Genomic DNA, 4,106 nt, shown 5'->3' with positions numbered 1-4,106 from the left:
GGATCGGACAGGTCCGGCAGCGGCGGCGGCGGCCCCGGGCGGGGCGCGTCCGCCTCCAGGGTGGTGGTATACGCCTCACCGGCGGCGGCCTGCGCCCGGAGGGGCTGCGGGACGGCCAGGAGCGGGACGGCCAGGAGCGACAGCCCGAGAAGAACGCGGCGGATGGGTCTCACGGCAGGCTCCCGCATGTGGCGCCAGCAATGCGAAACCCGCCCGTTCCGTTCCGAAGTCGGTCTGCGCAGTGGTGATGGGCTGGGGCCGCTACACGGGATCGGGGCCGAGGCCCAGGAGCCGGATATCGACCCGTTGCGGTTGCCGAAGACTTTGCCTCCGACGACGGCCCGTGCCGCCGCGTGCCCTCTGCGCCGCGAAGACCGGGCTGGTCATGCCTCGGAGTCGGTGTGGTTAGAGAACCGCACCGTGTGGACCGGCCAGACCTCGACCCCGAGCCGCCGCATCGGGGACACCGTCGCCGCTTTACCGATAGGGCCGTAGGCGACGTGGGACTGGATCGACAGGACGTTCAACGCGGGTGATTCCCGGTGCCGTGGGGAGAGCCGAAGCTGTCGGCGATCCGAGGCGCGGGCGCAAGCGCGCGGGTGGGCGGTCGGCGCGCGGTGGTTTGGGGGGCGACGGTTGGTGTCGGCTCAGGCGGTCTGCGATGGGTGGTTTCCTGCCTGTCGGCTTCTGGTCGAAAGGTCGTCAAAGCAGACGAAGTGCTAGGGCTCCTTCAGCGACAGTTCCTCAGAGGGCGATACAAGCCCAGCCCCAATCGCGATCCAGACGAGATGGGCATCGGTGCGTGCCCCAAGAGTGGCGCGGATCACCGAGAGGTTGTTGTGCACCGTTTTAAGGCTCAGACACAGTGCCTCGGCTACGGCTTGGGCGGTCATCCCGCCGACGGTCAGGCTCAAGATTTCGAACTCCCGCGGGCTGAGGTCGTCGAGCGCCGTGCGCCCACCAGCCACCTCGTCCTGAGCGATCGCGCGCGCGATGTCGGCGCTCATCGCCCGCTCGCCGCGGAGCACGGTCGCAACCGCCGCCAGCAGCTCACGGGGTGGGCTCGCCTTGCTGACATACCCGCTCGCCCCGGCGGCGAAGGCTTGGCGCGCGATCATCGCCCCGGTGCGCATGCTGAACACGACGATGCGAGCAGACCCATCCCACTGGCGGATGTGACGGATGGCCTCGATACCGCTTGGGCCAGGCAGCGACAGGTCGAGGATCACGAGCTCGGGCTTGTGAGCCTTGTAGTGGGAATAGGCCATTGCCGCGTTCTCGGCTTCCGCGACCACGACCAAGCCCTGCTGTCGCTCGATCAGGCGGCGATAGCCCTCGCGCACGACTGGATGGTCATCGACGAACAGGATGGTCGTGGCCATGAGGCGATCTCAGCCGGCCGTCGGCACGGATGCACAGGCACGGATGCCTGAACCGGTGCCGGTGAGCGAAAAGCTTCCGCCGAGGGCAGCGAGCCGCGCTCGGATGCCGACGAGCCCACGGCCCGTGTGAGAAGTGGTTCGGGACACATCGCCCCCGCCGTCATCGTCGAGCGTCAGCGTCACCGCTCGTAGTCCGGCCTCCGACCGGCCGAGCCGCAGGAAGATCCGGCTCGGCCGGCCATGTCGCAAGGCGTTCGTCAGCAGTTCCTGCGCGATCCGATAGAGGCTCGCCGCAACGTTCTCGGGTATGTCGGTGAGATCGCCCCTGACATCGAGATGCAGGGCCGGCCCGGACCGAAGTTGTCCTCGCCAGTCCGCAACGAGGCCACGCAGCGCCTCCTCCAATCCGGCTTCGGCGAGATCGGGCAGTTCGAGGCGGGCCAGGGCTCCACGCAGGCTCTCCCGCATGGTGGCGATGATGGCTTCGATGCCCTGGGCGTCCTCGCGAAGATCGTCGCGCTCCGGGGGCGCAGCCAGTTCGATCGCTGCGGCACGTGCCCCCGCAGCGGCCAGGCACTGGCCGAAGGCATCGTGTAGGTCGCGCGCAAGGGCCTGCCGCTCTTCTTCCTGAACCGTAACGAGCCGCTGCATCAGGCCCGCGCGCTCGGCCTCAATGTTGGCAAGCCGGTCGGCCAGGGCGTTGCAGGCGCGGGCAATCCGGTCGAACTCTGTGGCGGCAAAGCGTGGCAGCGGCGGGTGGGTGCCGGCCGTGTCGAGGTTTTCCAGCCCGTGCACGATCCGCCCAACCGGTGCGACGAGCCGCATCACGGCGAGCCAGTTGAGAAGGAGCGTCGCCGCCGCCAAACCAAGGACCAGTCCGCCTGCGAGGCGCGTGCGCCGCCAGAGACGAGCCGCAGATGCCATCGGATCGGGCCATGCCGTGACACTGCCGATGGTCCGCTCGCGATACACGATCGCCCGGATCGTCGGCGCGGCAGCGGCCTCCCAGACGAGGGCTTCGCGGAACCACGCAGGGGCGGCATCGAGGCCGTCCCAGTCACCGCAAAAGCGGCGGGGTAATTCCACGCCGAGATGAATGTCGGCGCAGATGCCCGGCAGGAGCGTGACGATGGCCGGCGCGGCCTGCGGTGCGCTGGCGGGCATTGCAGCTGGTCCGGCGCTTCCGAGGCCCGGCTGACGCGCGAGCTGCGCGGCGATCCGATCTGCCGACATTGCAGCCTCCCAGCGGAGGCTTGCGTGAGCGTCCCAGGCGGCCCATGCGATCGCCCCCACTAGGCAGAGCGCGGCCACAACAAGAAGGCGCAGACCGAGATGTGTGGGCAGGCTCATGGATCAAGCAGCCGGGCTCGAAGCGATGCTCTGATTTGGCACCGGGACCGTGGGGGTGCGCAAGCCATGGCTCACTCGGACGGGAAGAATGCCCGGGCTTCAGCGGGAGGACTTCCCTGGTCTGATCCCGCCACGATCCAGAGGATGGTGCTGCCCCCTCTCCACGGAGCCGACCATGTCGCTTCACCTGTCTCGCCGTAACCTTCTGACTGCGTCCGCCCTGCTCCCGCTCGGATTTCACCTCCCTGCAATGGCCGCGCCCGTGAATGGCCCGTACCAGGTCGGCGCGTTCACGGTGACGCCGTTGCGCGACGGCCTCTTTCCGCTGGAGCCGAGCATGATCCCGGCAGCCGAAAGCCAGGCCGGACAAGCCTTGCTGGAGGGGGCCGGTCTTCCTGCGAAGGGCCCGTCGCCGGAGCCGGTCAACGCGTTCCTGATCCGACGCGGGGAACGGCACTGGCTGCTCGATGCGGGCTGCGGCACCGTCCTCGGGCCGGGCTTCGACCGGGTAACCGCGGCACTGGCGACGGAGGGCGTGCGGCCGGAGCAGATCGAGACCATCTGGCTCAGCCATCTGCACGCCGACCATGCCGGCGGTCTCTTGACGCCGGACCGCCTCGCGCGGTTCGCAAACGCGGAACTCGTGCTGCAGGAGCGTGAGGTGGCCTACTGGTCGGATGCGGCTGCCAGAGCCTCCGCTCCGGCTCCATTGAGCCCGATGTTCGAGACCGCACAGGCGGTGCTGGCGGCCTATCCTGACAGGGTCCGGCGTGTCTCCGGCGAGGCGGAGCTAGCACCGGGTATCCATGCGCTGCCGCTGCCCGGCCATACACCGGGACATATGGGCGTCTTGATCGCGGACGGCTCCAACCGCCTGCTGATCTGGGGCGATATCGTCCACTCGCGGATCCTACAGATGCCGCATCCGGATTGGACGGTGATCTGGGACACCGATCCAGCGGAAGCAATCACGACGCGACGGCGCATCCTCGACCGTGCGGCAGTCGACGGCTTGAGGGTGACCGGGATGCACCTCGCCACAAGTGGAAGGATCGAGCGTGCGGATACGGGTTACGCACTGGTCTAGCTGCGCCGCAACTAGAGTACCGCGGGTGTCCGCTTTCGAGGTCTCTTCAATGGACAATTGGCGACCGCATCGGGTCGGGAGCAGACGGCATTAACCCTCAGCCTTCACCCACCAGCAGCTCCTGCACCACAAGCGGATTCCGGTCCAACAGCGCCAGCAGCACCCGGGCCGGCCCCTCCGGGCGGCGTCGGCCCTGCTCCCAGTTGCGCAGGGTCGAGACCGCGATCCCGATGCTCTGCGCGAAGCGGGCCTGCGAGGCGCCGGTGCGCCGCCGGATGGCGGCCACG

The 4,106-nt window shown here is 68.7% G+C and carries 4 protein-coding genes and 1 pseudogene; 1 reads left to right on the top strand and 4 read right to left on the bottom strand.

Translation table 11 applies throughout. The annotated features are described in order from the left end of the window. Window positions 1-398: 398 nt before the first annotated feature. From FV228_RS34340 to FV228_RS22125, 3 genes and pseudogenes are all read right to left on the bottom strand, one after another. Window positions 399-527: pseudogene (locus FV228_RS34340) on the bottom strand (pyridoxal kinase); the annotation flags it as partial. Window positions 528-719: 192 nt separating this feature from the next. Next, the gene (locus FV228_RS22130) at window positions 720-1,382 is read right to left on the bottom strand and encodes a response regulator transcription factor (protein ID WP_147856575.1); all 663 of its coding nucleotides are present in this window, start codon (window positions 1,380-1,382) and stop codon (window positions 720-722) included. 9 nt (window positions 1,383-1,391) lie between these two features. Continuing rightward, entirely contained in the window at window positions 1,392-2,732 is a 1,341-nt protein-coding gene (locus FV228_RS22125) for a histidine kinase (RefSeq protein WP_147856574.1), read from the bottom strand. A gap of 175 nt (window positions 2,733-2,907) precedes the next feature. Between FV228_RS22125 and FV228_RS22120 the strand changes: the two genes are divergently transcribed. Next, on the top strand, window positions 2,908-3,819 hold the full coding sequence (locus FV228_RS22120; protein WP_147856573.1) for an MBL fold metallo-hydrolase: 912 nt from the start codon (window positions 2,908-2,910) through the stop codon (window positions 3,817-3,819). A gap of 97 nt (window positions 3,820-3,916) precedes the next feature. Here FV228_RS22120 and FV228_RS22115 read toward each other — a convergent pair. Continuing rightward, a partial coding sequence (locus tag FV228_RS22115; RefSeq protein ID WP_147856572.1) for a helix-turn-helix domain-containing protein occupies window positions 3,917-4,106 on the bottom strand: 190 nt, incomplete at its 5' end.

Source organism: Methylobacterium sp. WL18, from assembly GCF_008040015.1.
Taxonomy (GTDB): domain Bacteria; phylum Pseudomonadota; class Alphaproteobacteria; order Rhizobiales; family Beijerinckiaceae; genus Methylobacterium; species Methylobacterium mesophilicum.
This window is presented reverse-complemented; position numbering and strand designations above follow the sequence as displayed.